This window comes from Sporanaerobacter acetigenes DSM 13106 (genome assembly GCF_900130025.1).
GTDB classification, from domain to species: domain Bacteria; phylum Bacillota; class Clostridia; order Tissierellales; family Sporanaerobacteraceae; genus Sporanaerobacter; species Sporanaerobacter acetigenes.
Genome location: NZ_FQXR01000004.1, coordinates 178,984 through 202,433 on the forward strand (window position 1 = coordinate 178,984; position 23,450 = coordinate 202,433).

Genomic DNA, 23,450 nt, shown 5'->3' on the forward strand with positions numbered 1-23,450 from the left:
TAATATAGTTATACCAAAAAACTAAAATATTTGCAAATTTGAAATGAATACTTTTACAAAACTTTCTGTAAAATTAAAATCAATGCTACCCCCGGCAGACCCAATATCCCCGTTATGACTGCATTTACAGGATTTATAGCTATAGAAAAACCTACAAATTTTCCTATGATATTTATCAAGAACAATGCCACTCCACCCAATATTCCATTTATGATAAGCTTTCCAATCCACTTTAGTGGAACAACTAAAAGCATTCCAATAATATATAAAATCAATAGTCCAAACGCATAAGCAAGTATTACTTCAAAGTTCATATCATCACCCCTATTAAAATTTACTCTATTATATAATAAGGGACTAGTTCCGTAAATATTCATTTTAACGATAGATCTTTTTCTCTAGCTTTTTTCAAAAAATAAGTATATTTTATTTTAGAAGCTTCTATCTCATATATAGCTAAATCCACCAAATCTGGTTCACATACACATTGAAAATATATTTCTTTACTTTTCCATTCGTTGAAAGCACTTCTCAAATTATCTAACAGCTCTTTTTCTTCACAACTCAAAGTAGAAACTTTCTGACCTTTCACTTTTTCTATGAGCTTTTGTGAAAAAGCTTCTGATAGCTCTATTATTTTTCTTGCCCTTTCCCTATAATTAATTTTATTCATCACAATACCCCCAATTTTTTATTTATCTATATCTTTGACAAAAAATTAGGGATCTATACAGGTGGCAAGGGGACGTTTTGTTTGCCACGGTGGCAAACAAAACGTCCCCTTGCCACCCTTCATCTATTTGACATCATAGGTATCTATATATTTCTTTATACCTTCACTTATAGCAATTGCAATACGTTTTTGATATTCACTGTCCTTTATAAGCCTGTTATCTTCGGGATTTGTTATAAATCCTACTTCTACTAACACTCCAGTGTTTTCTGTTTCTCTTAATACAAAATAATCTTCACCAATAGCTTCAGTTCTTATAGAATTGTCCTTCAAAAAATCTTTGTACACAATATCATCCACTGACTTGCAAATACATTTAGCCAATTTTTCCCCATTAGTTGATGTAGGATAATAATAAACTTTAACACCTCTAGCTGAAGTTTTTTTGCTGGAATTCACATGAATACTTACAAAAACTATAGGTTTATTTTCATCTATTATAGTTTTTCTTGCATTTAAATCCCTCTTATACCTGGAAGCATTTATATGGCTGTATTCCTCCAAAGATTCATCCTTTTCTCTAGTCATAATCACTCTAAACCCATCTTTTTTAAGTTCTTTTTTCAACTTCAAAGCTACATCTAAATTTATATCTTTTTCGAGAAACCCTGCCTTGTCACTTGTACCTCCATCAATACCTCCATGTCCTGGATCTACTACAATTCTATTATTCTCTCCATTGCTTATAGTATTAAGTACCACGTTTTTCAAAAAAAACATAGCTACAATAGCCAATATTATAATAGCAACTAAAATCAATATCCTTCTATTGAGTTTTATTACATAAAATCTAGCTTTTCTTTTCATTTCTTCTTCCTTTTTACTATAATCTTAAGATAATATTTATTCAAGAAACAATGAATAAAGAACCAAAAAAACAAGGCTCATATCAATTTTATCATCGACATGAGCCTTGATGCAAATATTATTCATTGCAATAACAATTTGCTATCTTCTTCTACATACCATTTCTTTTTTGTTTCTTCGTCTAATAGATCTAAATCCATAATAAAATCCCAATTATATTTATAACAGCCTAATCTGACAATTTCCCTACTATTTCATTTTCAGCAAAAAGTGCAGTCGTTCCCCCAGTATGCCAAAAGATTACATTGCTATTTTGCGGTATGATACCCTTCTTTACATAATCTAAAAGCCCTGCCATAGCTTTTCCTGTATATACAGGATCTAAAAATATACCTTCTTTCCTAGCAAAATATTTTATAGCATTTGAAGCTTCTTTTGATGGAATTTCATAGCCTTTCCCAGCATAACTATCGTCTACAACAAAACCTTCTTTTTCAACCTTTTTGCTATTATCAAGTAAACTTAATCCTTCATTGGCCAAAGAAATTACCCTTTTGACATAATTTTCATCCTTTGGGCTCACACCCATTCCTATTACTTTACAATCACAATTAGCTATAGCTCTTCCTGCCAAAATTCCTGCCAATGTTCCTCCACTTCCTGCAGTAGCAAAAATATAGTCAATTTTCCCTATTTCTTGTTCTTCAACTTGACCAACTAATTCTAAAAACCCTTTTGCAAATCCTAAACTGCCAATATTGGTTGAACCACCACCAGGAATTTCATAGGCCTTTTTCCCTTCTTTCAATAACTCTTTTTCCCTCTCTTCAGCCATCTTTATTCCTATCTCTTCTCCGTCATCATCAGTCATTCCTGATTCTAGATCAATAATATGTATTTCCGCATCTAATATACTATCTAAAAAAAGATTACTTCTCAAGTCTCCTTCATTATATACTAATGCTGAAAGATAAAGAATAGGTTTTAAACCCAAAATATTCGATGCAATAGCAGTCTGCATAGCATGATTTGATTGAGTAGCCCCGTATGTAATTATGTGAGTAGCTCCTTTTTTTATAGCATCTCCCAATAAAAATTCTAATTTCCTTATTTTATTTCCCCCAAACACGCTAGGTCCTGTAATATCATCACGTTTCAAATATAAATTAATACCCAATTCTTCAGAAATTCTTTCCGCTTTATATAGAGGAGTGGGGAAAAAACCCAAATTTACACGAGGTATTCCATTAAATAAATTTTCTATTTCCTCTTTATTCATATACTAAAACATCCTTTCATTATAAATTATACTTTCACTTATTATAATTATAAACTAATCTTAAAATAAATGACATGCAACAAAATGATTTTTTTGAATTTCTCTGAATTGTGGAATTTTTTGATAGCAAATTGGTTTAGCCAATTTGCACCGAGATACAAATCTGCAACCCGGTTCTGGATTTATAGGACTTGGAACTTCCCCTTCCAATTTGATTCTTTTTTTATTGGTTTTATTCCATGCATTCATACCAGGTATTGCCGACAACAATGCTTGAGTATATGGATGGAGTGGTTTCTTATACAATTCTTCACTAGAAGCAAGCTCTACCAAATTCCCCAAATACATGACACCTACTCTATCTGATATATGCTTAACCATAGAAAGATCATGAGCTATAAATAAATAGGTCAAATTAAATTCCTTTTGGAGTTTAATGAGCAAATTAATTATTTGAGCCTGTATAGACACATCAAGAGCAGAAATAGGTTCATCACATACTATGAATTCTGGTTCAACAGCAAGTGCCCTTGCTATTCCTATTCTTTGCCTTTGTCCACCAGAAAACTCATGTGGAAATCTTGAAACATGTTCTTCATTTAACCCAACCAAATTTAAAAGTTCATATATTCTATTTGTTTTCTGTTTCCCTATATATATTTTATGTGCATCAATACCCTCTCCAATAATATCGCCTGCTGTCATTCTTGGATTTAATGATGCATATGGATCTTGAAGTATTATTTGTGCTCTTTTTTTTATTTCTTTTTTCTTCTTACCCTTTATTTTATGAACATCCATATTATCAAAAATTACACTTCCGTCTGTTGCATCATAAAGTCCTATGATTGTCCTTCCACAAGTAGTTTTACCACAACCAGATTCTCCAACAAGCCCTAAGGTTTCCCCTCTATATATATTAAAAGTTACATCATCAACAGCTTTAAGGATCTCCCTTCTCCCAACTTTGAAATATTTTTTCAAATTTTCAACTTTAATTAAAATTTCTTTTTCTTGCATTTCTTAGCCCTCCATTCTTAAAACCTCAGAAATCTCAACTTCAGGTGCTAATGGATGTTTAAGCCAACAAGCCACTTCTTGAGTATCACTTATTTTAGTAAATTGAGGTTTTAGCCTCTTACATACTTTCATGCAATATTCACATCTTGCAGCAAATGGACAACCTGTCGGAGGTTCCAACAAATCTGGTGGAGTTCCGTCTAGAGAATATAAAGTACTTTTATTTTGAGCATCTGGTTTAGGTATTGATTGAAGGAGAGCCCATGTATATGGATGCTGCGGATTTAAAAAAATTTCTTCTTTGGTTCCTGTTTCAATTATCTCTCCAGCGTACATAACTTGAATTCTATCAGCAACTTCAAAAGCTACACCAAGATCATGGGTTATCAATAGTATTGAAGTTTTTAATTTACTCTGCAATTCATTTATCAATTCCATAATATCAGCTTGAATTGTCACATCTAAAGCTGTTGTTGGTTCATCAGCTATAAGTATCTTTGGTCTACATAAAAGAGCCATAGCAATCATTGTTCTTTGTCTCATTCCTCCTGAAAACTCATGGGGATATTGTTTGATTCTTCTTTCCGGGTTGGGTATATTAACCATTCTAAGTATTTTTATAGTCTCTTCCAATGCTTGTTGTTTTTTAATTTTTCCGTTATGTATAATCAAACTTTCTGCTATTTGTTCTCCTATTGTCATTGTTGGATTGAGAAAAGTCATAGGATCTTGAAATATCATAGAAATCTCAAGGCCTCTCAGCTTTTCTAATTCCTTTTCTGACATATCCAATATATTTTTTTTATCAAATATTATTTCTGACTCTTGCCCAATTTCCGTAATCAGCTCTGGAAGAAGCTTTATTATTGATTTTGCCATAACTGTTTTGCCACATCCAGACTCACCTACCATGACAAGAGTCTCACCTTTATTCAAGTAGAAATTTACTTTCCTCACTGCATTTATTTTTCCTGCATAAGTATTAAATGAAATACTCAAATCTTTTACTTCAAGTATCTTTTCCATAATATTTCCTCCTACTACTGTCTCAATTTTGGATCTAAGGCATCTCTCAATCCATCCCCAAGAAGCTGAAATGATAGCATAGTCAAACTTATCATCAATGCTGGAAAAAACAATTGATAAGGGTAAAACACCATATATTGTTGAGCATCTGAAGCCAGTGCTCCCCAACTAGTATTAGGAGATTGAATTCCCAAGCCAATATAGCTCAAAAAGGCCTCACCAAAAATAAAAGATGGAATATCAAATGTAACAGCAACTATCATTATACCTATTGTATTTGGAATAAGATGTTTCATTATTATTTTTAAAGGACTTGTTCCCAATGCTCTTGCAGCAAGTATATAATCTTGTCCTTTAATTTGCAATATTTGTCCTCTAACAAGTCTGGCCATATAACACCAGCCCGTTATAGTCATAGCTATTATCAAAGATCCTACACCTTTCCCAACTATCAAAGACACAAGAATAACAACTATCAAATAAGGTATACTTGCCAATATTTCAACTATCCTCATCATTATGTCATCCACAATTCCACCAAAATATGCTGAAATACTACCATAAATCAGCCCTATAAATATGTCAATAAAAGCTCCAATAATTCCTATAATTATAGAAACTCTTCCTCCTACCCAAACCCTCGTAAAAATATCCCTTCCTAATTTATCTGTTCCAAACCAATGTTGTGAAGACGGAAGCTGATTGGTTTCAGACGTATCCCCAATATCAAATTCCCAAGGCGTTAAATGTGGTCCAATAATCGTCATCAAAATAATAATTCCTAAAACAAATAGTGCAAGCATTGCTATTTTATTTTGTTTAAGCCTTCTCCAAGCATCTTGCCAATATGTCATACTGGGCCTTAATATTTTTTCTGCATCATCGCCTGAATTATCAGCTTTTTGAAAATCTTCACTAGTCAACTCAATATTTTCGTAACTAATCTGTTCCACTATTTATTTCTACCTCCTATATTCTTTATGTGATAATCTAATTCTAGGGTCGATTAATCCATATAAAATATCTACTACAACAAGAGAAACTATATATAAAAAAGCAATAAATATTGTCTGCCCCAACACCATGGTGCAATCTCTGTCAGAAACAGATGATACAAAATATGAACCTAAACCAGGTATAGCAAATATTTTTTCTATAACAAAAGAGCCTTCAAAAACCGTAGCTATTTGCGGCGCTAACAAAGTAATTATTGGCAACATAGCATTTCTCAAAATATGTTTTTTTATCAAACGAGATTTAGAAGCCCCCTTAGCTTTAGCTGTTAGTATGTAATCTTGATTTATAACATCAAGACAATTGGCCCTCATATATCTAGCATATTTGGCTATTGAAGCAAAAGATAATGCTATTGAAGGCAATATTGTATATTTAAAACCTTCCCATCCTGTGGTTGGCAATATTTGTCGCTTGATTGTAAAAGAATATTGCAATAGAGAAGCAACAACAAAGCTAGGTATGGATACTCCCAATATAGCTATGAACATAACGACATAATCTGGCCACTTGTTTCTATTTAAAGCCGCAACTATTCCTAGTATCAAGCCTATGCTGATGCCAATCACAATTGCCTGAATTCCTAACCTGCCTGAAACAGGTGCAAAAGTTTTTATGATATCATTAACTTTTCTACCACGATAAGCCAATGATTCGCCCAAATCGCCTTCGACTAACAAATTTCTCCAGAATTGCTTGTATTGAACGATAATAGGCTTATCCAATCCATATTTAGCATAATAATTTTGTCTTATTTGCTCGGGTAATCTCTCCAGCATTGTCTCCATAGGCTTCCCAGGAATAGCCCTTATCAATATAAAAGTTATCGTACTAATTATAAAAAGAGTTATAATAGCATAGACCAACCTTTTCATTATAAACTTGAGCATCTTTACACCTCCAAATTTTTCATGTATACTTCTTTATTTTTGCATTTAAGCGAATTTTATGTTAACATAGAGCTTTTTCAATGTCAATTTCATACATATTGAAAATGTATTTTCTCCAAAATTCAATATATTCTATGAATAATGAATATTGAAGGTTTGCCCATTGAATATTTTAAAATATCTTTTAAAATGTAATGTTTATATATAAAAATCATAAATTTTAGAATTATTCTTAATATATAATTCATCTTTTAATAATGCCTCACTTTTTAGAAATTTGATACTATTATTTATTATAATTAGCCATCTCCTTTCTATAGAATTTTGCTATTTGAATATAGGAAAAAGTGATGATATACTCCATTTGATATGTCTTTTGTTGTCATAATATGATATATTACGACAATTTTTGCTTTAATAAAAATACAATAAAAAGGGAGGAAAACCAAATGAACAAAAGAAAAATATTTTTACTTTTTTTAGTTCTAACTTTAGTCCTAAGTTCTATTCTAACAGGATGTGGCAAAAATAATAAACTTGATGAATCTAAAGCCGATACTAATGAACACGAAGAAAAATTTAATGATGTAGAACAATATTTAAAGGTCATTTTAGATGATGAACCAAGTTCTTTAGACGTTGCAAAAGGATCAGATGGAAATTCTGGTTGCATATTAGCTGAAGTAATGGAATCACTCACAAGACTTGAACAAGATGAAAATGGCAATGATATTATACAAAAAGCAGGTGCTGAATCTTGGGAAACAAGTGAAGATGGATTGGTATGGACTTTCCATTTAAGGGATTTTAACTGGACAGATGGAAAACCTGTAACTGCTGAAGATTATGTTTATGGTGTAAAAAGGACATTAGATCCAAATACAGCTTCTCCTTGTGCTGATCTCTTAATGCCAATAAAAAATGCTGAAGCAATTCTAAATGGCACAGTTGAAGCTGAAAAAGCTGGAATTGAAGCTGTGGATGATAAAACACTTAAAGTTACTCTTGAATATCCATGTGCTTATTTCTTAAGTTTAACTTATTCTAGGGTAATGCAACCACAAAGAAAAGATATAATTGAACAGCATGGTGATACATATGGTACTGAACCTGAAACAATGGTTTTCTGTGGGCCATTTATTATAAAGGAATGGGTACATAACAGTAAAGTAATATTAGCCAAAAATGATTCCTACTGGGACAAAGATTCAGTGAAACTGGATAAAATAGAAATGAAAATAATAGACGATGAAAATGCAACTATGGGCGAATTGTTGAATGGTTCATTGGATATAGCTGGAGTATACAGTGCTGAATGGATTGAAAAACTAGATGAATCTGGTAAGTTCAATACATCATCAGGTTTTGAACCTACAACAACTTATATGTTCTTTAATCAAGAAGACAAATTATTTTCAAATGCAAATGTAAGAAGGGCTTTTTCCGTAGCTTTAGATAGAGAAAAAATACAAAAAGATATATTTAATGATACCAGAATTGCTGCCTATGGTTGGATAGCACCACCAGTATATATAGATGGAGAAAACTTCAGAGAAAAATGTGGAGATCCTATAAAGGAATTGCTTGAAGAAAACAAAGATCCTAAAGAATTGTTGATAAAAGGTTTGAAGGAACTAGGCATGGATGAAGACCCAAGCAAAATCACAATCACTGTATTGCAGCCATCTGATTCAAATGGTGGAAAAATATTTGGTGAATATCTACAACAAGAACTTAAACAAAAACTTGGTATAAATGTTGAGCTTGAACGTGTTGAATGGCCAGTATTCCAAGATAGAACCAGAGATTTAGATTATCAAGTAGCATATAAATCTTGGGGTGGTGGATATAATGATCCTATGTCCTTCTTAGAACTATGGGTAAGTGGTTGTACGATAGTTAGAACCGGTTGGTCCAATGAAAAATATGATAACTTAATAAAACTTGCTTCCACTAGTATAGATAGTAAAGAAAGACTTGAAGCTTTTAAAGAAGCTGAACGTATTTTAATAAAAGATGAATCAACTATAATTCCTTATGCATACTGGACAAAAAATACCTATATGCATAAGAATGTTAAAGGAGTAATGTGTCCCGCATTTGGAGATATGGAATTGAAATATGCATATATAGAATAAAAAGCTATAAGGAGGTTATGACCGATAAATTATCAATCATAACCTCCTTATTTTACATTAGTATCCATTTGTAAAAGGTATTTCTCCCTTGCCAGCTCTTATAAATGAATCCGTCCATCCAGGCATATCTGGCTTGTTGTTCTCCTTTATTAGCTTTTGCCATTTTTCATCAGTAAGTCTCTCATTTGATATAAACTCATGATAGCTAAATACTGCCCCTCTTGTCAAATATAGTTTATCCTTTATTGGCACTACAACATATATCTCATATGCAGGGCCAACTCCTGCTTCCATGTATCCACCTTCGCTATACTCATTTGGAGCAATAGTATGGAAATCCGCTATAACTGCCATATTCTTATCTGTTTCTGATGTTATTTCAAACCAACGCATTCCTTCTCCAGCAAATGAACTAGTCAAATATTCTAATGTCCCTCCATATACAACTATCTCATAATATTCTTCTTCCGTTAGTTCTTCGTTTTTGAGCTCTTTTACAGAACATCTAATCAAAAACTCGAGAAGTTCTTCGAAATTTTCCATCTTGTTGTCTATATTTTCTACCAACAAATCTCTCTGTTTCAAATTTTCCCTCGAATATTTAGTAAGCCACAATAGTTTTTCATATACCTTTATATTTGGCTCTACATATCCCAAGGATTCCCCATATCCACCACCACATTCTGCTGCACTTTGCTTTCCATACAATATGGTGTCATGTTTAAGTTCTGACCAACTTCCAAGGGCTGTGTTTAAGTTTTTATCAATCCAAGCTTCATTGGTCATAAAAGAAGGATATCCCTCTCCATAGGGTTCAAGCAATCCTTTCAAAGTCCACAACCATCCTTGATACATATTAGATTTCCATTCACTTTCTTCTATTTTCCCAAACTTATTTTTCATTTTTTCAAACATCTTTGGATACTCATCCCAGCCTTGATTTTCTGCCTTTCCCATTTGAATTTCCTTTGCTCTGTCAGAACCTAGCACGCCCATCACATCAAGTCCAGATGGTATAGGTCGTACAATTGGTTCTACTAACTCTTGAAGGATTTCAGCATCCAAAACATATCTTTGCCCCATAAACCTAAACTGTTTTCCAGCTGGAGTAGTCACAGAAGTATATTTAGGGCTTATCTTTGGCTCTGGAAGTTTGTCAGCTTCCTTGTAGAACTTATCTAATTTTTTCTTGTCATTTAATTTGTCTAAATCTGGGTTTTCCCCATATATCTTAAATAGTAGATCTCCGTATTGATAGATACCTAAATCATCTGAACTTCCAACAAAGAAATTTGTTGGCTCATATATTTGCTCCCACATTTTATAGCTCTCTTCATTTGAATACAAACTATATGTCATAAGCAAGGCTTGAAGGGTTCCCTCAATATTTTTTTCTTTTCCCTTAGAATATAGAGGAAATGGGGCCTGACCATACCACATCATAGCCTTGAAATATCTTTCAAAATCCTCACTTCTAGTATAATGCCCCCTCGGTACATATTGACTATAGTCTAATTCATAGGGGAATAAACTAGAGTTTTGATATCCTGCGTGTTCTTCTATTTTTTCAAATTCAACCATTGCTAAATCCTTTGCTTCTTTAGGCACTTCATCCGGTATCTCCTTTTCAAGGCAAAGTTCTGCAATAGAAAAATATGCGATGTTTTTCAATTGTATATCTTTCATTTCCTTGTCTTTCATTTCTTTGTAAACAGAAATTGAGTCTTTTAGCATATTGTCTGTCAGCTCTTCAAGTAATTCTATAAGCTTTTGATCTTCTACAGTTCTTAAAGTATAGTCATAAAATATGTGATAAACTTGCAATACTGAATCTGCAGTAATAAATGAAGGTATATCTTTATATTCATTGTCTTCATAGATGTAAAATAATTGTTCTTCTTTAGTAGGATTGACTACAAAATTGTTCTTCTCCAAAAGTTCTACTTGTTCTTTTGAAAATTCTCCAAACTTATTTATGTTTTCGACATTTGACAATTGAGAATCCACTTTGTATGGCTTTACTTTTGCTTCATATTTTGTCTGTTCATATGGAACTGAAATATCTTTTCTACGGGACTTGTCTGCAATTCCCTCATTTTTATTTGTACATCCAGTCATTATGATAGCTAATATCAAAGTCAAAGAAACAACAGAAAATAAATCTTTTTTCAATTTATTCACCTCTCCACTTTTATATTATTTTCTTCTATTTTTACCTTTCCTAGATACCACCCCTCCTTATCTTTGATTTCTACATAAGCCAAACCATCTACAGTCTTTAATCTTCTTATATCTCTAAAACTCTGGCTTTGCAAAAACCCTTGAAAGCCAAATCCTTCCCATTTATAAGTATTTATCACTTTTTCTTTGTTTTCAAGTACTTCAATAGCTAAAATTTCATCTACTCCGTCTCCATCTATGTCACAGAAATCATAATCTGTAAAAGGTTTCGACAGTCTTGAACCTCTCCATTTTGGTCTGAGTACATTGTCCTCATAGGAATATATAAATGGTCTTTTAGCCATTACCTGATGAAAAGGTGTTTTTTTATATACACCTACAGATATTTCACAACTCCCATCTCCATCTATATCTCCTAATACAATTTTCCACGGGTTTAGTTTTGAAAAATCTTCTCTGTATATTTCAACTATTTTCCCTTTCAGTGAAAAGATAACTACATTTTTTCCATATTTGCTAAATCTTCTACCCGTCAACAGTACTAACTCATCTTTATCATCACCATCTATGTCGCCTATAGAATATGCTTTGATGCTTTCTTTTAGTGTATAAATATCAATTTTTTCTCCACTTTCATTATAAAGAGTTATTTTATTTTTATGTATTTTAAAATTTGTATCATATACAGTAGCTTGACTAGATATAAAATTATAAACAACAGCAATGACAACAATAAGCATAATTATAAAAAGGAACTTCACTTTTTGCCTTTCCACATATCTCACTCCACTTTTGGTATTAGATTACGCAACAGCAGGCGACAGCGGGGACGGCAGGTTGCGTAAAAACGGATGAAACTTCCATTGACTTTCTTAAAAGTGGGGCTGGTACACATACCCAATTGAATTTCTGCGCTGTCTGACGGTTCTCGCTGTCGCAATGAGAAGCTGAAGATAATTTTAAACTGCCTATTTAGAATTGTTTTAACTTTTCGAGAATTTCTTTATATTCTTCATCAAGAGCCCTAATATCATCTTTTGATGAAGCTACGGAAATCTTGCCTAATATTTCTGTCATTCTATGCTCCAATATTGCCCTTTTTTCTTTATTTTCCTTTGCCTCTTGAGCATCTTGCCTATTTTTACTTCTTATATACTCTTTATAGTTTCCATCATAATTGTGAATTTTATAATCTTCTATATACATAATAGTATCAGCTACTTGTTCCAAAAACCTCTTATCGTGAGAAACAAATAATATTGTACCATTGTAGCTCTTTATAGCATTTTCCATAGCCTCTACAGAATATATATCTAAATAATTAGTTGGTTCATCCAAAATCAGTATATTGAAATTGCTCAAAAATATCTTTGCAAAAGATACCTTAACTCTTTCTCCCCCACTTAAAATACTTACCTTTTTATATACATCATCTTTCTTAATAAGCAACCTAGATAATATAGTTCTACAAACCCCCTCATCACTCATAGTCAATTCCATTACATTTTCCAAAATAGTTTTATCTTCTTTAAGTATGTTTAAGTCTTGGGCAAAATAGCCAATATCTGCAGCTTTTGAAATCCTTATACCCTTTTCTCCGTTCAATATTATTTTCAATAGAGTAGTTTTCCCACAGCCATTTGGCCCAATCAATGCTACTTTTGAACCATTATATATTTGGAATTCTCCATTTTTAAATATAATTTTCTCTCCAAAAGATTTATTTATATTCTTTCCTTCAATTACAATTTTGCTGTGTATATCTTTGACACCTACCATATCAAAATCAATCTCTTCTATTTCTTTAACTTTCTCCTTAACTTCTAGTTTCTCCAACCTAGTTTCCATGGCTTTAAACGAATTATCTAAATTCTTTTTAGCATTTTGATTCCCCATTTTATGAAGTCTAGCTTCTGAGTTTCCCATACGTTTAGGAGCTTTTTTTGTAGTTCTAGATTTATTGCTAATGTGAACTATTGCCCTTTCTAATTCTTCCTTCTTTTGTATATATTTTTCATATTCAGTTTCTTTGTTCTTTTGTTCAACTAATTTTTGCTCTTCATATTCTGAATAATTCCCATTATATATCCTTAGCTCTCCATCCTGTATTTCTATTATCTTGTTACAAACTGTATCCAACAAATCCCTATCATGTGAAACAAGAACTATGGCATTTTGATAATTTAATAATCTATCTATTAGAAATTGAATGCCTTCAAGATCAAGATTAGAAGTAGGCTCATCCGCTAAAAGTATATCGCTATAAACACTTAATGACTTAGCAATCTTCATCCTAGTTATTTCACCGCCACTCATAACCTTTTGATCTTTACCTTTTAGACCAAGCTGGCTTAAATACTTTCCATCTATTTTACTTCCTTTTTCATATTCTAACTGCTTTATATAGGATATCTTCCCGTAGGTTTTAATATAACCTTGGTCGGGTTTTATTTGATTGGATATTAAATTTAATAAAGTGGTTTTCCCACTACCATTTAAACCTACTACTCCTATTTTATCTTCTGAATAAATTTTTAAATCTTTAATATCTAAAATTAATCTATTTCCAAAGTACATTTTTACATCATTAGCCTTAAAACATAACATAAAAAATCCTCCTAATTAAACTGGAGGAATTACTTACTAATCATATTTGAATGGCATAAACTTCCATATAGAACAACATCATTTACCATATATTAAAATACCTAATAAATTTAGAAATTGTAATCCCTTCCAGAATGTTTAAATATAACAACAGCACCTATAAAACAGGTCTTTAAGTTGAATATTAAAATTAATATATTCTTATAAAAGGATTACATTCTCATTTTTCTTAATACCTACCTTTCTTTTATGTTAACTATATTCTAACATAATTATCTCAGTAAGTGAACCTATTTAATGTGACATGTGACGGTGAGGATAGCTCACTGTCGCATAATACTTTGCCTGTGTACTCCAAAGTAAATTGTATATACCTTCCTGCGCAATTAATTCTTCATGAGTTCCACGCTCTACAAGACTCCCGTTATCCATCACAATTATATCATCACAGTCCTTACAACTACTCATTCGATGTGAGATAAATATTACAGCATTATTTTTAGTTTCACCTAGAATTCTTTTATAAATCTCAGCTTCACTTAAAGAATCAAGAGCCGCTGTTGGTTCATCTGCTATAAAACACAAAGAATCTTTATATAATCCCCTTGCAATAGCAATTTTCTGCATTTCACCACCACGCATAAATCATCACAATATCCATATGTTTTTGCCTTAAAGATTAGTGATAGTAAAACATTGTATAAATGCATATTCAAATGTTTTGTATTTTTATTTAACAATATTGCTTTTATTGAATCCTTAATATCTTCTCTCATATGTTGTTTAGGTATATTCATATCACATTTAAGTTCGTCATTCATTGTAAGAACTTTGCTAACAGTAGCTTTAACTTCTAATTTTTCAAAAAAATCAGTTATATCCCCTCTTGAATACCCATAATTTTCATGTACCTTAGTATACGTAGCTGATGCTTCTAATCTTGAATATTCAATTTTTTTGCCATCAATAATGCATTCATAGCCAAATCATATGTACCATTTCCGAATCCTTTATACTCGAAAATTCCCATCCTGTAAACATCTCCCCCGAATGTTTATAAAATTCATTTTGTACTTCCAATGCACAAGGTGCAATCACTATAAGTTTAACAATCGCATCATAAGGTCCAATTTTAGGCTTTTCTTTTTCAATCCACCCAACGTTCTCAATTTTCAACATTGCAAAACTGTCTCAGTTGTCTCACGCTATCTCACTTTTCTAATAATATGTCTTTTCTTCTATATATACTCGATATGATACCTATCATAGCCATATTAGCCATATTTAATGTTGTGCCATAGCTTATGAATGGCAAAGAAAATCCTGCGAAAGGTACTAAGCCTAAAATCATAAGTATATTGTATGAAAACTGAACTATAAATATAGAAGCGAAACTTCCAACAATCAATCTACCATATGAGTTTTTAATACTCTTAAATGTTTTTATCAATCTTATAAAAAATATTATTATTAGTAATATTAGAATTGCTCCTACTATCCACCCTAAAGTATATACAATATATGAAAATATCAGATTCGTATGCATCTCTGGCAATGTAAGTATTAAATTCGTATTGGTACCAAATCCATTTCCAAACAACCCTGCAGATGTGAGAAGTTTTCTTAATTGAATATCTATATATCCAGCACCCCCTGCAAAGTTTTCGGGGCTTAAAAACGAACGTATTCTTTGTGCTCTATAATCTACACTAAAAACATTATATAATCCAATTGATATTATTAAAACAGCCACTCCTAAAATATACTTAATATTTATTCCTGACATTGTGGCTATAACCAATGCCACAACAAAATACATAACTGCTGAAACTAAGGATGACCAAGAGCTTCTTAAAAGAAACACTGCCATAGGTAATACGAATACTCCTAAATTTACAATACCTTTTCTTTTTTTCCATTCATCATCAGCAAACATACCTGCCATTGCCAATGCATAAAATATTGGAGCTATATATGCTATATCAACACCTGACCCAATTATTCTTATATCAAGCAAAAGTAAAATTGTTGTTGCCAAGTATATGTATTTAGAAAGTGGTTTAAGTCTTCTGTAATTATAGAAATATAAAAAAACTATGGCAACAGCTCCTGCCAATATCATAAAAAGTGATTTCTGAAATAGGCCTGATTGAATAATATAAACGATAAGCATTCCCATTATTGAAAAAATAAGTGCCAATGCCAATATGCTCCACTCTGGTTTTGGCTTATGTACCTTATTTAGTTGCCTTCCTACTTCAAGAGGATCTCCCATTTGTTTAATTGCCATATCTATGGCTTCTTCTTTAGTGGAGCCTTCTTTTTCATGTTCCTCTACAGTGTCAATAAGATGTGTTGCAATTTCACTTCTTATTTCACTATGTGCTTCTCTAAATTTAACACATGAACAAACTGTATCCATATATATCTTAATTCTTTGATTAGCCAGCAAATCCATACAAGTTCACCTCCAAAATTCTCTTTACAGCTTCGGCAAATACCCCCCACTCATTTTTCTTTTCTTCAATGACTTTCTTGCCTTTAGGGGTAATACTATAGTATTTTCTCTTTCTTTTGCCATCTCCACTTCCCCATTGAGATTTCAATAGACCTTCATCTTCTAATTTGTGAAGTAATGGATACAATGTTCCTTCTTTTAATTCAAAAACTCCTTTAGACCTATTCTCCATTTCCTTTATTATTTCATATCCGTACATAGTTTTTTCTTCTAACAAGCTCAATATCAACATATCCGTACTTCCCTTAATTAGTTCATTGTTAACTTTCACAAGCTCACCTCCTATACATAGATATTCGATACATAGATTATCTATGTATAAAGATATCACTCTATTATACCAATGTCAATGGGAAAAATATTAGTTTCAAATGTTTTTGCGACAGCGAGAACCGTCCCTCCTGTAGCACAATAAAACTTTTGTCAAGAAAAGAGGTTGGACACAAATTGCACTATGGTCTCATAAAATAAGCTTTGACCACCCTACTAAAAAAGCAAATTCTACATATATTTCTTTACCTTATGATGAATATCCGTGGAATATTTTTGACTATACAGAAATTTAGGGAACGATAAAAATCGTTCCCTATTAATCTATTATATCTATAATGACTGAATCTGTAGCAGCTAATCCATCTCTACATAAGATACCTAAATTTTTTATGGTATCCTCTATGGTAGAGCCAATGATTCCAGTATTTGAACGTACAACAATGTTCTCCATAGCTAAATAAGCCGCTATAACAGCTTCCCCAGCAGAAGTGGATAGTTTTAATGCACAAGTTTCTTTAGCTCCATCACATATCATTCCAGTTAAATTAGATAACATATTTTGACATGCACCTTGAATTTGGGCATCATCTCCACCTAAAAGCCAAGTAATCCCTGCACCAGCGCCAATTCCAGCTGCAATTGCACAGCCACACATAGCTGACAATTTTCCCGTATATATCTTTACATATTTATTTATTACATGGGCCAAAAATACAGCTCTTATCTCTCTTTCCTTTGGGATATCCTTTTCTTCTGCAACTACTGAAATAGGAAGTACTACCCCAAGTCCTTGATTTCCACTGCCCCCACTAGTCATTATAGGACAATCTCCCCCACCCATTCTCATATCAGCAGAAGCAGCTGTCAAAATTCTTGCTTGAGTTGGAGCATCCCTACATATTTTCCCCTCATCTTGGAGTTTTTTAAGGGTCTTACCTATTTTCATGCCATTCCCATATTCCAATCCCTTTTCAGCAGCATTTCTATTCATTTCGATTCCATCTTCAATAAACTTAAGCTCATCTAAAGGTATAGTTTCACATATCTCTCTAATCTCAACAAAACTCAATTCCTTCAAAAAATCTGATGATGCCTTGTCTTCAATATCAGTTTTGTCTTCAAATACAGTTTTCCCATTAACCTTGATCGTTTCAATATGGGTATGACAATTCTTTAATTCCACTTCTATTTCTTCTTTAGAAGTATTGACTAGAATATTTACAAATACATCTGGAACATTTTCTACATAATCTACCTTTACCTTTTCTTTTTTTAACATTTCATGAGCTATTTCAATAGTCCCTTCATCTATTTTTCTTAAAACCATAAGACCATCATTCTTATCTCCACCTAAAATTCCCAATGCTCCAGCTAAATCCAGTCCCCATTCATCTGTATTTGGAATTATGACAGACTTACCATTTTTATATATATTTTTGCTAACCTTTATATATATATTATCTATAGTTCCTGTTATATAATCTCTTGAAGCTGCTGCTGCATAAGCTACAGCTACAGGCTCAGTACATCCCAATGCAGGAACTGCATCTTGTTTGACCATGTTTATCAAATCTTTCATATACCTGTTTTCCAATTTAGCACCTTCTTAAATAAAGTATTTATCATATAATAATGCAAGAAACATACCAAAGTGCAAATGGGCATTTAACTCTTCTTCACCTTTTTACAACAAAAAAATTTCTTATAAATGCAAATTTTTTATAAGAAAAGGCTTCCGTTGAAAGCATTTTAACAATCAAGGAAGCCTTTTTCGAAACCCATTTCGAAAAGTTTTATGTTTTTCTCATTTTTGCAAAGGAATTTGCATTATTGCAAATTATATTTAGCCAATTTTCTATATAGTGTAGATAAATTTATTCCCAATATTGAAGCAATTTTCCCCTTATCTTCAGTAGTATCTCCATAGGTTTTTAGATAAGATTTTAAAATTTCTTTTTCATAATCCTCTATTATATCTTTCAATTTTCCACTTTTATTTGTCTTATCTTTATTATCTAAAAAATATTTCTTAATAGTATAAGGTAAGTTTTCAAAATTTATTTCTTCGCCTTTAACTACATTTACTAAATATTCAACTGCATTTTCTAATTCTCTTACATTTCCAGGCCAATTGTATTTATTGAAGGCCTCTTGTACTTCTCTAGAAAAATATTTCGAATTTATACCTAGTTTATTGCAATATTTTTCAAGTTCATATTCACTCAATATTTCTATATCTTCTATTCTTTCTCTCAGAGGAGGTATATGAATAGGTATCACATTCAATCTATAATATAAATCTTCTCTGAATTCTCCATCCAATGCCATCTCTTCTAAATTCCTATTGGTAGCAGCTATGAGTCTAAAATCAACAGGAATCAATTCTTTTCCTCCAACTCTCATAAAAGCTTCTTCTTGAAGAACCCTCAAGAGTTTAGGCTGCAAATGTATAGGTAAATCTCCTATTTCGTCTAAAAACAAAGTGCCTCCGTTGGCCAATTCAAATTTCCCCATTTGCCCTTCTTTTCTAGCTCCTGTGAATGCTCCTCCTTCATATCCAAATAATTCGCTTTCCAATAGATTGTCTGGTATTGAAGCACAATTTATAGCTACAAAAGGACAATTCACTCTGTCACTTGAATTGTGAATTGCTCTTGCAAACAGTTCTTTTCCTGTTCCGCTTTCACCCCTAAGTAGTACACTAGATTTACTGGGTGCAACTTTTTTAGATATATCTTTTACTTCCATTATTTTAGGGCTATTACCTATTATATGCTCAAATGTAATGCTATTTTGCCCTTCTATAAGCTTATATGCATTTCTTATCATATGTGAGGTCTTGTGGATCTCAATTATATTGCTTACATTTTTATCTTCTATCATAACTGGAATTGTCTTTATGATAAAGCTTTTTCTTTTATTATTCACAGTCACTTTTACTTCAATAGGACTTGGTTTTTTAAAATCTAATTTTAAATCTGGGATTATCTCAAATATAGATTTATTGACTAGAGTCTCACCCTTTATCTTTAGATAATCTTCAGCCTTAGAATTGATAAACTTTATGATTCCTCCATTGTCCGTGCATATAATGCCATTGCCTAAACCATCTATTATCATATTGATTTCTTCAGTTTGTATTGTAAGTTCAGTTATAGTTTTTGTATATTTTAAATTTCCAGCCAACAAATCTCCCAATTTATTTAAAAAAACTATCAAGGAATCATAATCTTTTTGGATTTTCTTTTTTTGTTCCATATTGAAAGCTATAAGCCCTATGACACCTAATAGTTCTCCATTATTCATTATAGGATAACCTATAGTTGCCATTTCAGCACAACTTCCCTTTAGACTACATTCCATGCATTTTTGACTTATATTTGGATTGTCTATAAACTCTGGTTTTTTTCTTTTTGCTATTGATTCAAAGGAACAATTTTTAGGTATCTTTTCGCCTATTAAATTTTTGTATTCTCCTGTAGCTGCTACCCTATTAAAATTTGCATCTACAATAGTTACATCTACATTCAACACAGCAGAAATAGCCTCTGCTACTTCTTGGGCTGATTTTTGAATACTAAACAAATCCATAGTATCTCCTCCAAAATTAAATATCACATCAATATATTTTATTCCCTCTGAATCCTAATATCATTATACCGCAAAAATTAAAAGATATCGCTTTGCCTATAATATTTTGCATCCTAATGTTTTCTTTGCTTCCTTCAATGCAAAATTGTGAGCATCTAAGTCAAAACTAGCAACTCCATCTTTATATATATTGACCTTATATCCTAAATTTCGAGCATCTGCACAAGTATATAGTATACATATATTTGTACAAACTCCAACTACATACAATTCATCTATTCCTTTTTCCCTTAGATAAAGATCTAAATCAGTTCCAAAAAATGCACTATATCTTCTTTTTTTACTTCAAACTCTTCTATAATTTTGCTCCCTTCAGTATTTGCTACGCAATGAGATGGGAACATATCAAATTCTTTGTCATCTATTTCATGATTATCGCAGATGAAAATTACTGAATTTTTTTCTTCTCTAAAACTAGCTATTTTTTCTCCGACAAAATTGATTATTTTCTCCCCTGCCTTTCCTGTATATAATGCTCCATTTTCGGAAATAAAATCGTTCAGCATGTCAATAACTAACAAGGCCTTCATCTTTATCCCTCCAAATATTCTTTTATAACCCATAGGAAAGTTCTAGTTTTCCTTAATATAAAACTTTCCGAAATGAGTTTCAAAAAAGGCTACCTTAATTTTTAATTTTTTTATTGGAAGCCTTTTTTATGTTTATATTCTATAAAACAAATTGTTTTCCTTCATGAAAGCTTTTTTATTGATTTAATTTATCTTTTTATGTTATTATTTATATGGCTCATATCCTTTTGGAATGGGACTATGGTACAAGGAGTGAAAAAAATGAATATAGGTTTTATAGGTGCCGGAAAGGTTGGCTGTTCCTTCGGACACTACCTCAAACAGCAGGATTTACCTATTGTTGGCTACTATAGCCGAAGTAAATCTTCATCTTTTTATGCCGCAAACCTAACTAGAAGCTCACCTCTTAACTTTGATGAGCTAGTTAAAAAATCTGATTATATCTTTATAACAACACCAGATGATGTGATCAGCAACATATGGAATCAAATGCTTAAATATGATTTAGAAGGCAAATTCATATTCCATATGAGTGGCTGTCTATCTTCTAGTGTATTTACTGGTTATAAAGATAAAAATGCACACTGCTATTCCCTTCATCCATTATATTCTTTCGCAGGGAAAAATTCATCAAACTTAAAAAATACCATTTTTTCAATAGAAGGTGAAAATATTGAAAAAATAAAACCACTTCTTCAAAAAGCTAATATAAATTATTTTGTAATTGAAGAAGAAAACAAACCACTATACCATGCATCAGCAGTATTTGTTTCTAACTATATAGTTTCATTGGCAAAGATTGCAGAAAATTTGCTCATTAAATGTGGACTGAATAAATCTCAATGTGTGAATGGAATATATCCTCTAATGGAAAGCACAATAAATAATATAAAAGAAAGCGGAATTGATAATTCACTAACAGGTCCAATAGTACGAGGAGATATACACACTGTTGAAAAACATTTAGATAATCTTGATGAATATTATGAAATATATAAAAGTTTGGGGACAATAGCATTGGAAATTGCAAAAGTGCAAAAAAACTTATCAAATGATACTATTTGTGAATTGCAAAAAATACTAAGAGGTGATTGTAATGAAAAAGACTATATCGACATTTAAAGATGCTAAAAATAATAATGAAAAATTATCAATGATAACTTCATATGACTATTCTATGGCAAAATTAGTTGATGAAGCAGGAATAGATGGTATATTGGTTGGAGACTCTCTAGGGATGGTAACATTAGGCTATGAAAATACTCTAGCTGTTACAATAGATGATATGATTCATCATACAAAGGCAGTAAGCAGAGGTGCTAAAAACGCTTTAATCGTTGCAGACATGCCCTTTTTGTCCTACCACATAAGTATAGAAGAAAGTATCAAAAATGCTGGCAGATTGATTAAAGAAGGAAATGCACATTGTGTTAAATTAGAAGGTGGAATTGAAATTATAGACAAAGTAGAAGCAATAATAAAAGCACAAATACCTGTAATGGGACATATTGGTTTAACACCTCAATCTATTAATATGTTTGGCGGTTTTAAGGTACAAGGAAAGACTATAAATCAAATACAAAAGCTAATTGATGATGCTAAAGCTTTAGAAGAAGCAGGAGTATTTGCAATAGTTTTAGAATGCATACCTGAAAAAATAGCAAAGATAATCACTGAAAGTATATCAATACCTACTATTGGAATAGGTGCTGGAAAGTACTGTGATGGTCAAATATTGGTCGTAAATGATATGTTAGGGATGTACTCTGACTTCACTCCCAAGTTTGTAAAACAATATAAAAATTTAAAAGAAGATATAAATGAAGCAATTAATGATTATATAACTGATGTAAAAAAGGGTGATTTTCCAGAAGAAAAACACAGCTTTAAAATAGATGAAAAGATATTAGATGAATTAAATAAATAGGGGGCGACAAAGATGAAAGTAATAAGTTCTATAGAAGAAATAAAAAAAATTAAAAGGTATAATATCTCCATAGGATTTGTGCCTACTATGGGATATCTCCATGAAGGCCATATAAGCCTTATAAAAAAAGCTAGAGAAGAAAATGACATTGTAATCACGAGCATCTTTGTCAATCCAACACAATTTGGTCCTAATGAAGATTTTGAAAAATATCCTAGAGATGAAAGTAGAGATCTTCAAAAATGTGAAGAAAATGGTTGTGATATAGTGTTCTTACCTCAAGTTGATGAGATGTATCCTGATTCTTTTCTTACCTTTGTACAAGTAGAAGAATTGGGAAAAGGACTATGTGGAAAATCTAGACCAACTCATTTTAGAGGAGTTACCACTGTTTTAACTAAGCTGTTTAATATTGTTAAGCCTGATAGAGCCTACTTTGGACAAAAAGATGCACAACAGCTAGTAATAGTAAAAAAGATGGTTGAAGATTTAAATATGGATGTAGAAATAATAGGCTGCCCTATAGTTAGAGAAGCAGATGGATTGGCCATTAGTTCAAGAAATACCTACTTAAGTCCAGAAGAAAGAAATGATGCATTATTCTTAAATAAATCACTAAAATTAGCAAAGAATTTAATTGAAAATGGTGAAAAGAATATATCTATAATAAAAAATGAAATGAAAGAGACAATACTATCAGGAAATAACAATTCTATTGACTATATTGAGTTTGTAGATACAAAAACATTGAACCCTGTTTCAGAAATTAAAGATAAAGTACTCATTGCAATAGCTGTAAAAGTTGGTAAAACTCGACTCATAGATAATATAGTTGTAGAATTGTAGGAGGTCAATT

Annotated in this window: 21 protein-coding genes and 1 pseudogene; 4 read left to right on the forward strand and 18 right to left on the reverse strand. The window is 31.8% G+C overall.

Features of this window, described 5'->3' with window-relative positions; translation table 11 throughout:
• Nucleotides 1-53 precede the first annotated feature (53 nt).
• The 8 genes from BUA21_RS04845 to BUA21_RS04880 form a co-directional block, all read right to left on the reverse strand.
• Nucleotides 54-314 (reverse strand): pro-sigmaK processing inhibitor BofA family protein, encoded by a 261-nt coding sequence (locus tag BUA21_RS04845; protein WP_072743628.1) that lies wholly within the window; start codon nucleotides 312-314, stop codon nucleotides 54-56.
• Nucleotides 315-373: 59 nt separating this feature from the next.
• Complete coding sequence (locus BUA21_RS04850; RefSeq protein WP_084604154.1) at nucleotides 374-673, reverse strand: DUF2508 family protein; 300 nt, start codon at nucleotides 671-673, stop codon at nucleotides 374-376.
• A gap of 123 nt (nucleotides 674-796) precedes the next feature.
• Nucleotides 797-1,540 carry an N-acetylmuramoyl-L-alanine amidase family protein gene (locus BUA21_RS04855; RefSeq protein ID WP_072743631.1) on the reverse strand — a complete coding sequence of 248 codons (744 nt, stop codon included), beginning with the start codon at nucleotides 1,538-1,540 and terminating at the stop codon, nucleotides 797-799.
• Nucleotides 1,541-1,769: 229 nt separating this feature from the next.
• Nucleotides 1,770-2,819, reverse strand: a complete 1,050-nt coding sequence (locus tag BUA21_RS04860) for a 1-aminocyclopropane-1-carboxylate deaminase/D-cysteine desulfhydrase (RefSeq protein WP_072743633.1) — start codon at nucleotides 2,817-2,819, stop codon at nucleotides 1,770-1,772.
• Between the two features lie 60 nt (nucleotides 2,820-2,879).
• The gene (locus BUA21_RS14535) at nucleotides 2,880-3,839 is read right to left on the reverse strand and encodes an ABC transporter ATP-binding protein (RefSeq protein ID WP_072743635.1); all 960 of its coding nucleotides are present in this window, start codon (nucleotides 3,837-3,839) and stop codon (nucleotides 2,880-2,882) included.
• 3 nt (nucleotides 3,840-3,842) lie between these two features.
• The gene (locus BUA21_RS14540; RefSeq protein WP_072743637.1) at nucleotides 3,843-4,865 is read right to left on the reverse strand and encodes an ABC transporter ATP-binding protein; all 1,023 of its coding nucleotides are present in this window, start codon (nucleotides 4,863-4,865) and stop codon (nucleotides 3,843-3,845) included.
• 14 nt (nucleotides 4,866-4,879) lie between these two features.
• Nucleotides 4,880-5,818 carry an ABC transporter permease gene (locus BUA21_RS04875; RefSeq protein ID WP_233242539.1) on the reverse strand — a complete coding sequence of 313 codons (939 nt, stop codon included), beginning with the start codon at nucleotides 5,816-5,818 and terminating at the stop codon, nucleotides 4,880-4,882.
• Nucleotides 5,819-5,827: 9 nt separating this feature from the next.
• Entirely contained in the window at nucleotides 5,828-6,769 is a 942-nt protein-coding gene (locus BUA21_RS04880) for an ABC transporter permease (RefSeq protein WP_072743638.1), read from the reverse strand.
• A gap of 449 nt (nucleotides 6,770-7,218) precedes the next feature.
• Here BUA21_RS04880 and BUA21_RS04885 point away from each other — a divergent pair, with 449 nt between their 5' ends.
• The gene (locus tag BUA21_RS04885) at nucleotides 7,219-8,907 is read left to right on the forward strand and encodes a peptide ABC transporter substrate-binding protein (RefSeq protein WP_072743640.1); all 1,689 of its coding nucleotides are present in this window, start codon (nucleotides 7,219-7,221) and stop codon (nucleotides 8,905-8,907) included.
• A 57-nt stretch (nucleotides 8,908-8,964) separates the two neighbouring features.
• On the opposite strand, the gene BUA21_RS04890 is transcribed toward BUA21_RS04885, so the two are convergent.
• The 10 genes and pseudogenes from BUA21_RS04890 to BUA21_RS15075 all read right to left on the reverse strand — a co-directional run bounded on the left by BUA21_RS04890 (nucleotide 8,965) and on the right by BUA21_RS15075 (nucleotide 20,700).
• Nucleotides 8,965-11,079 (reverse strand): DUF3160 domain-containing protein, encoded by a 2,115-nt coding sequence (locus tag BUA21_RS04890; protein ID WP_084604155.1) that lies wholly within the window; start codon nucleotides 11,077-11,079, stop codon nucleotides 8,965-8,967.
• A 5-nt stretch (nucleotides 11,080-11,084) separates the two neighbouring features.
• The gene (locus tag BUA21_RS04895) at nucleotides 11,085-11,864 is read right to left on the reverse strand and encodes a hypothetical protein (RefSeq protein WP_072743642.1); all 780 of its coding nucleotides are present in this window, start codon (nucleotides 11,862-11,864) and stop codon (nucleotides 11,085-11,087) included.
• A 196-nt stretch (nucleotides 11,865-12,060) separates the two neighbouring features.
• Entirely contained in the window at nucleotides 12,061-13,695 is a 1,635-nt protein-coding gene (gene abc-f / locus BUA21_RS04900) for a ribosomal protection-like ABC-F family protein (RefSeq protein ID WP_072743644.1), read from the reverse strand.
• Nucleotides 13,696-13,989: 294 nt separating this feature from the next.
• Nucleotides 13,990-14,337 (reverse strand): hypothetical protein, encoded by a 348-nt coding sequence (locus tag BUA21_RS04905; RefSeq protein WP_143147132.1) that lies wholly within the window; start codon nucleotides 14,335-14,337, stop codon nucleotides 13,990-13,992.
• A 333-nt stretch (nucleotides 14,338-14,670) separates the two neighbouring features.
• The gene (locus BUA21_RS04910) at nucleotides 14,671-14,874 is read right to left on the reverse strand and encodes a hypothetical protein (protein ID WP_072743648.1); all 204 of its coding nucleotides are present in this window, start codon (nucleotides 14,872-14,874) and stop codon (nucleotides 14,671-14,673) included.
• A gap of 31 nt (nucleotides 14,875-14,905) precedes the next feature.
• Complete coding sequence (locus BUA21_RS04915; RefSeq protein ID WP_072743649.1) at nucleotides 14,906-16,153, reverse strand: FtsW/RodA/SpoVE family cell cycle protein; 1,248 nt, start codon at nucleotides 16,151-16,153, stop codon at nucleotides 14,906-14,908.
• Complete coding sequence (locus BUA21_RS04920) at nucleotides 16,137-16,484, reverse strand: PadR family transcriptional regulator (RefSeq protein WP_072743651.1); 348 nt, start codon at nucleotides 16,482-16,484, stop codon at nucleotides 16,137-16,139. Before BUA21_RS04920 ends, BUA21_RS04915 begins: the two co-directional genes overlap by 17 nt.
• Nucleotides 16,485-16,802: 318 nt before the next feature.
• Nucleotides 16,803-18,080: an L-cysteine desulfidase family protein gene (locus BUA21_RS04925; RefSeq protein WP_233242540.1), complete on the reverse strand. Its 1,278-nt coding sequence runs from the start codon at nucleotides 18,078-18,080 to the stop codon at nucleotides 16,803-16,805.
• Between the two features lie 233 nt (nucleotides 18,081-18,313).
• Nucleotides 18,314-20,077, reverse strand: a complete 1,764-nt coding sequence (locus BUA21_RS04930; protein WP_072743653.1) for a sigma 54-interacting transcriptional regulator — start codon at nucleotides 20,075-20,077, stop codon at nucleotides 18,314-18,316.
• A 96-nt stretch (nucleotides 20,078-20,173) separates the two neighbouring features.
• A pseudogene (locus BUA21_RS15075) lies at nucleotides 20,174-20,700 on the reverse strand (cysteine hydrolase family protein).
• A gap of 207 nt (nucleotides 20,701-20,907) precedes the next feature.
• On the opposite strand from BUA21_RS15075, the gene BUA21_RS04940 reads away from it, so the two are divergent.
• The 3 genes from BUA21_RS04940 to panC are packed head-to-tail and all read left to right on the forward strand — an operon-like array spanning nucleotide 20,908 to nucleotide 23,440.
• On the forward strand, nucleotides 20,908-21,789 hold the full coding sequence (locus tag BUA21_RS04940) for a Rossmann-like and DUF2520 domain-containing protein (RefSeq protein ID WP_072743655.1): 882 nt from the start codon (nucleotides 20,908-20,910) through the stop codon (nucleotides 21,787-21,789).
• Nucleotides 21,764-22,594 (forward strand): 3-methyl-2-oxobutanoate hydroxymethyltransferase, encoded by an 831-nt coding sequence (gene panB / locus BUA21_RS04945; protein ID WP_072743657.1) that lies wholly within the window; start codon nucleotides 21,764-21,766, stop codon nucleotides 22,592-22,594. Before BUA21_RS04940 ends, panB begins: the two co-directional genes overlap by 26 nt.
• A gap of 12 nt (nucleotides 22,595-22,606) precedes the next feature.
• The gene (gene panC, locus BUA21_RS04950) at nucleotides 22,607-23,440 is read left to right on the forward strand and encodes a pantoate--beta-alanine ligase (RefSeq protein ID WP_072743658.1); all 834 of its coding nucleotides are present in this window, start codon (nucleotides 22,607-22,609) and stop codon (nucleotides 23,438-23,440) included.
• Nucleotides 23,441-23,450: the final 10 nt, after the last annotated feature.

What these genes read in the sequence shown, in the direction of transcription:
- BUA21_RS04845 (WP_072743628.1), bottom strand. Translation starts at nt 314, where the DNA reads ATGAACTTTGAAGTAATACTTGCTTATGCGTTTGGACTATTGATTTTA.
- BUA21_RS04850 (WP_084604154.1), bottom strand. Translation starts at nt 673, where the DNA reads ATGAATAAAATTAATTATAGGGAAAGGGCAAGAAAAATAATAGAGCTA.
- BUA21_RS04855 (WP_072743631.1), bottom strand. Translation starts at nt 1,540, where the DNA reads ATGAAAAGAAAAGCTAGATTTTATGTAATAAAACTCAATAGAAGGATA.
- BUA21_RS04860 (WP_072743633.1), bottom strand. Translation starts at nt 2,819, where the DNA reads ATGAATAAAGAGGAAATAGAAAATTTATTTAATGGAATACCTCGTGTA.
- BUA21_RS14535 (WP_072743635.1), bottom strand. Translation starts at nt 3,839, where the DNA reads ATGCAAGAAAAAGAAATTTTAATTAAAGTTGAAAATTTGAAAAAATAT.
- BUA21_RS14540 (WP_072743637.1), bottom strand. Translation starts at nt 4,865, where the DNA reads ATGGAAAAGATACTTGAAGTAAAAGATTTGAGTATTTCATTTAATACT.
- BUA21_RS04880 (WP_072743638.1), bottom strand. Translation starts at nt 6,769, where the DNA reads ATGCTCAAGTTTATAATGAAAAGGTTGGTCTATGCTATTATAACTCTT.
- BUA21_RS04885 (WP_072743640.1), top strand. Translation starts at nt 7,219, where the DNA reads ATGAACAAAAGAAAAATATTTTTACTTTTTTTAGTTCTAACTTTAGTC.
- abc-f (WP_072743644.1), bottom strand. Translation starts at nt 13,695, where the DNA reads ATGTTATGTTTTAAGGCTAATGATGTAAAAATGTACTTTGGAAATAGA.
- BUA21_RS04905 (WP_143147132.1), bottom strand. Translation starts at nt 14,337, where the DNA reads ATGCGTGGTGGTGAAATGCAGAAAATTGCTATTGCAAGGGGATTATAT.
- BUA21_RS04910 (WP_072743648.1), bottom strand. Translation starts at nt 14,874, where the DNA reads ATGTTGAAAATTGAGAACGTTGGGTGGATTGAAAAAGAAAAGCCTAAA.
- BUA21_RS04915 (WP_072743649.1), bottom strand. Translation starts at nt 16,153, where the DNA reads ATGGATTTGCTGGCTAATCAAAGAATTAAGATATATATGGATACAGTT.
- BUA21_RS04930 (WP_072743653.1), bottom strand. Translation starts at nt 20,077, where the DNA reads ATGGATTTGTTTAGTATTCAAAAATCAGCCCAAGAAGTAGCAGAGGCT.
- BUA21_RS04940 (WP_072743655.1), top strand. Translation starts at nt 20,908, where the DNA reads ATGGTACAAGGAGTGAAAAAAATGAATATAGGTTTTATAGGTGCCGGA.
- panB (WP_072743657.1), top strand. Translation starts at nt 21,764, where the DNA reads ATGAAAAAGACTATATCGACATTTAAAGATGCTAAAAATAATAATGAA.
- panC (WP_072743658.1), top strand. Translation starts at nt 22,607, where the DNA reads ATGAAAGTAATAAGTTCTATAGAAGAAATAAAAAAAATTAAAAGGTAT.